We start from the raw sequence: 4,646 nt of genomic DNA, 5'->3' as shown, positions 1-4,646 counted from the left end.
CCATGTTGGCACCCATGACGATCCCGATTTCAACGCTGATGCGCCAAATATGCCCGGCCGCTGGTTCCTGCGCTTTTTCGGCAATTATTACACCCACATGCAATTGGTGCGGATCACCGTGGTTGCCTGCATTTACATGGTGCTGGGAGCCAGCCTGATCAATTTTGCGGTGTTCTGGGCGGTGCCGGCGCTGCTGGCGCTGGGGCAGCTGTTTTTCTTCGGCACGTTTCTGCCGCACCGCCATTCAGCCAGTCCGTTTGCCGATCAGCACCGGGCGCGCAGTGTTGGCGCTGGCGGCCTGATTTCATTAATCTCCTGTTTTCATTTCGGCGGCTATCATCACGAACATCACTTGTTTCCGCAAACCCCATGGTGGCGATTGCCCGATGCCCGCAAAACTCTCCCTGCCTAAATCTGCTGCGCTGCTGGCCGCGCTGTTGCTGGCCGCCTGCGCCACCCCGGCGCAGCGCATCACCACCAATCTTGTTGATCTGGGCGTGAACCCGGGCCAGGCCCAGTGTATGGGCAACCGGCTGGGTGAACGCCTGTCGCTGGGCCAATTGCGCCGCCTGCAACAGCTTACAGGCCTGCGTTCCGAACGCTTTGGACGCATGAGCATCCGCGAAATCGCCGGCCGCCTGAACGACGACCGCGATCCCGGGTTGGTCGCGGAATTCCTGCGTGCCGGGGTGGGTTGCCTGATCTGACCGGCGCCGGTTGACACGGTGGGTGCGCTTGGGCTTTGTTCGGCGCATCTCGTCAGTCAGCATGCGGGGCGGTTCATGAACAAGATTCGCGCACTCTTTCTCTTGTTGCTTTGCACCAGTTCGGCCGCCTCGGCGGTGCAGGTCACGCCGGATTTGCTGCGGCGGCTGGGCGTGCCGGATCAGCGGGCGCAATGCATCGTCAGGACGCTGGGCGACGGCGCCGAGCTTGATGAAGCCGACGAGGATGCCGGCGAGCTTGATACCGCCAAGATGGACAAGATCAGGAGTTATGTGATCCGGGCCAGCAGGATGGCAGAGCCAATGGCCTACCGCGAAATCGCGCGCGCAACCTTTCGTTCGCCCGACAGCCAATCCCGGTTTGTTGACGTTGCGATGGCCTGCCGCGGCGGCTGATCTGATCGCGCCTACCGCCCCGCCCCGCCCCGTTTGGCGCTGAAGCCTTTTTTCTTCATCTTTTCAAAACGCGTCGTGCGGGTGCCGGGGGCGCCGCCCATGCTGCGGCCTTTCACGGGCGCGGTGCGTTCATCCACCGGGATGCCGAGTTCGTCCATTTCCAGCCGGCGGATCTGGTCGCGGATGGCCGCCGCCGTTTCGAATTCCAGATTGGAAGCGGCCTTTTTCATCTGTTCCTCAAGGTCGGCAATATAGGCCTTGAGATTGTGTCCCACGAGGTGCGGCGTGTCACTGTCGCCGGTGTCGACCACCAGGCCATCCTTCATCGACACATCGGCCAGCAGATCGCTGATGTTGCGCTTGATGGTGGTGGGCGTGATGCCGTGTTCCAGATTATAGGCCGATTGGCGCGAGCGGCGGCGATCGGTTTCGGCCATGGCGCGCTGCATGCTGCCGGTGATGCGATCGGCATACAGGATCACACGGCCTTCGATGTTGCGCGCCGCGCGCCCGATGGTTTGCACCAGGCTGGTTTCGGAGCGCAAAAAACCTTCCTTGTCCGCGTCCAGGATCGCCACCAGCCCGCATTCCGGGATATCCAGCCCTTCGCGCAGCAGGTTGATGCCAACCAGCACGTCATACACGCCCAGCCGCAGATCGCGGATCAGTTCGATGCGTTCCAGCGTTTCCACATCGCTGTGCATATATCGGACGCGCAGGCCGGCTTCGTGCAGAAACTCGGTCAAATCCTCGGCCATGCGCTTGGTGAGGGTGGTCACCAACGTGCGAAAGCCCTGCGCTGCCACTTTGCGGGCTTCCTGGATCAGATCTTCCACCTGATCTTCGACGGGGCGAATTTCCACCGGCGGATCGATCAGCCCGGTGGGGCGGATCACCTGTTCGACGAAAACGCCGCCGGTCTTGTCCATCTCCCACGGGCCGGGCGTCGCCGAAACAAACATCGTCTGCGGCCGCATGGCCTCCCACTCGGCAAAGCGCAGCGGGCGATTGTCGATGCAACTGGGCAGGCGGAAACCATATTCGGCCAGCGTCACCTTGCGGCGGTGATCGCCTTTGGACATGGCGCCGATCTGCGGCACGGTCACATGGCTTTCGTCGATGAACAGCAGCGCGTTTTCGGGCAGATATTCGAACAATGTGGGCGGCGGTTCACCGGGCAGGCGGCCGGTGAGGAAGCGGCTGTAATTTTCGATCCCGGCGCAGCTGCCGGTGGCGGCGATCATCTCCAGATCGAAATTGGTGCGCTGTTCCAGCCGCTGCAATTCCAGCAACTTGCCCTCGATGGTCAATTCCTTCAACCGCTCGGTCAATTCGTGGCGAATGGCCTGGGAAGCTTGCTTCAGCGTCGGGCCGGGCGTTACATAATGGCTGTTGGCGTAAATCTTGATGTGTTCGAGCTTGGCCACGGTTTCGCCGGTGAGCGGATCGAACTCGCTGATGGCTTCGATCTCGTCGCCGAAGAAACTGATGCGCCAGGCACTGTCTTCATAATGCGACGGGAAGATTTCGAGGCTGTCGCCGCGCACCCGGAAATTGCCGCGCGCAAAGCTGAGGTCGCCGCGCTTGTATTGCATCGCCACCAGCTTGCGCACGGTCTCCTTCAGATCGGCGCTGCCACCCTTTTTCAAAGCGAACGTCATCGCCGAATAGGTTTCAACCGAACCGATGCCATACAGGCACGATACCGACGCCACGATGATCACATCATCACGTTCGAGCAGTGACCTTGTGGCGGAATGGCGCATCCGGTCGATGGCTTCGTTTACGCTCGATTCCTTTTCGATATAGGTATCGCTGCGCGGCACATAGGCTTCGGGCTGGTAATAATCATAATAGGATACGAAATATTCCACAGCATTGTGCGGAAAGAAACTTTTGAATTCGCCGTATAATTGCGCTGCCAGCACCTTGTTGGGCGCCAGGATCAGGGCCGGGCGCTGCACCGCCTCGATCACCTTGGCCATGGTGAAGGTTTTGCCCGAACCCGTCACGCCCAACAGCACCTGATCGCGGTTGCCGGCGTTTGTCTCGCCCACCAGTTCGGCGATGGCGCCGGGCTGATCGCCGGCCGGGGTATATTCGGTGACGAGCGTGAACGGCCGCCCGCCTTCGGATTTTTCTGGGCGCGCCGGGCGGTGCGGCGTGAAATCCGTCAGCTCCGTTTCGGCAAGGTTGGTGCGAATCTGGATGGCCATGGCCGCCACTATGCGGCGTGTGCGTGATTTGTTCTAGAGGCTGGGTCAACTCGCTCCCCACCCGGGGGGAGGGCGTTTCTTCGTTAGCGCAGCATGCGGCGAATAAGCTGGCGATCACGCAGCGCGAAATGATGCCACACCACGGCGCCGGCATGGGCCGCAAACGCCGCGGCAAACAGCGCCGACAACCATTGGTGCAGCGCGCGGGCGGGCGGCAACGGCACGCCTTGCGGCAGGTGCAGCCCAAGCACAGGCGCGCCGGTCGCACTGGCCAGCGCCAGGCCGGAAACCGCCCGCGCCGCAATCAGCAGATACAGCGCCAATTTGTTGAGCCGCGCCGCAAAATTGGGGCTGGCCGGGCCGGGGGAGGCGCGCCGCACCAGCAGCCGCAACCACAACAGGCCGAACGCCGCCAGCCCGACGCCGTTGTGCACCGCCGCGAAATCACCGCGTTCGGGCGACGGAGTGAGCACGGTGACAAACAACCCGATCGGCAGCGCCGCGAGCATCAGCACGGCGCTGGTCCAGTGCAGCAGGCGGGCGATCTGACCCCAACGCTGCCGCTGATTCCAGTCCGGCACCACCTCCACCTGTCGCCGCCATTGCGCCGGCAGCAGGCCAAGCAGCAGCAGCACAACAAACAGCGCGATGCCGGCCATGATATTGAGCAGCAGCGGCCGCACATCAGCAGCCGCGCGCAGCGCAAATGTGCCATCGCCATTGGCCAGCCAGATCGACCACGCCATCATCGCCAGCGCCGCCGCCGCGCCAACCTGCGCCAGCACGCGCCACAGCCGGCCGGGGTGGTTGAGGCCAACAGCCAGGCCAAGCGCCAGCAGCAGATAGAAAAAGGTCACCCCCCGACCGTAAGGGGATAAGGGCGCGGGATGCAAGGGCAAGGGGATGTTGCGATACATGTATTGCAGTGATATGGAACCAACGATGCCGATTTCCTTGCGCCTCCCAACTGATGTCGAAAGCCGACTTGCGGCTCTGTCTGCCCTGACCGGGCGATCAAAGAGCTTTTATGCGGTCGAAGCCATTGTCGAGCATATCGACGATCTTGAAGACGCACATCTGTCCGCCGAAATCCTGGCGCGGGTACGAGCCGGAACGGAAGGCCGCGTGCCGCTGAACGATCTGCTGGCGGATTATGGCCTGGCGGATTGAGCTGACCGACAGCGCCGCCAAGCAGCTTCGCACACTCGATCCGCAGATTGCCCGGCGGGTGCTGACGTTCCTGCGCGACCGCGTGGCCCCGTTGGACGATCCGCGCAGCCTCGGCGAGGCGCTGCGCGGCAAGGAACTG

6 protein-coding genes are annotated in these 4,646 nt (G+C 62.5%); 4 read left to right on the top strand and 2 right to left on the bottom strand.

Annotation, left to right across the window (positions count from 1 at the left end; all coding sequences use genetic code 11):
- From ACESL8_RS12390 to ACESL8_RS12380, 3 genes are all read left to right on the top strand, one after another.
- Positions 1-412, top strand: a 412-nt coding sequence (locus tag ACESL8_RS12390) for a fatty acid desaturase (RefSeq protein ID WP_372919312.1), incomplete at its 5' end; no start/stop codon positions are given.
- Positions 387-707: a hypothetical protein gene (locus ACESL8_RS12385; RefSeq protein WP_372919310.1), complete on the top strand. Its 321-nt coding sequence runs from the start codon at positions 387-389 to the stop codon at positions 705-707. The genes ACESL8_RS12390 and ACESL8_RS12385, both read left to right, overlap by 26 nt.
- 75 nt (positions 708-782) lie before the next feature.
- Positions 783-1,121, top strand: a complete 339-nt coding sequence (locus ACESL8_RS12380) for a hypothetical protein (protein WP_372919308.1) — start codon at positions 783-785, stop codon at positions 1,119-1,121.
- Between the two features lie 11 nt (positions 1,122-1,132).
- Here ACESL8_RS12380 and uvrB read toward each other — a convergent pair whose 3' ends face one another.
- Together uvrB and ACESL8_RS12370 are read right to left on the bottom strand one after the other, a co-directional pair.
- Positions 1,133-3,337: an excinuclease ABC subunit UvrB gene (uvrB, locus tag ACESL8_RS12375; protein WP_372919306.1), complete on the bottom strand. Its 2,205-nt coding sequence runs from the start codon at positions 3,335-3,337 to the stop codon at positions 1,133-1,135.
- 83 nt (positions 3,338-3,420) lie between these two features.
- The gene (locus tag ACESL8_RS12370) at positions 3,421-4,194 is read right to left on the bottom strand and encodes a cytochrome b (RefSeq protein ID WP_372919304.1); all 774 of its coding nucleotides are present in this window, start codon (positions 4,192-4,194) and stop codon (positions 3,421-3,423) included.
- Between the two features lie 97 nt (positions 4,195-4,291).
- Here ACESL8_RS12370 and ACESL8_RS12365 point away from each other — a divergent pair, with 97 nt between their 5' ends.
- Entirely contained in the window at positions 4,292-4,507 is a 216-nt protein-coding gene (locus tag ACESL8_RS12365) for a CopG family transcriptional regulator (protein WP_372919302.1), read from the top strand.
- The last annotated feature ends 139 nt before the right edge of the window (positions 4,508-4,646 follow it).

Source organism: Sandarakinorhabdus sp. (assembly GCF_041689835.1).
Taxonomy (GTDB): Bacteria; Pseudomonadota; Alphaproteobacteria; order Sphingomonadales; family Sphingomonadaceae; genus Sandarakinorhabdus.
Note: the sequence above shows the minus strand (reverse complement) of the source record. Positions and strands in the feature narration are given on the sequence as shown.

Coding starts and splice junctions, on each gene's coding strand:
- ACESL8_RS12380 (WP_372919308.1), top strand. CDS start 783: ATGAACAAGATTCGCGCACTCTTTCTCTTGTTGCTTTGCACCAGTTCG.
- ACESL8_RS12385 (WP_372919310.1), top strand. CDS start 387: ATGCCCGCAAAACTCTCCCTGCCTAAATCTGCTGCGCTGCTGGCCGCG.
- uvrB (WP_372919306.1), bottom strand. CDS start 3,337: ATGGCCATCCAGATTCGCACCAACCTTGCCGAAACGGAGCTGACGGAT.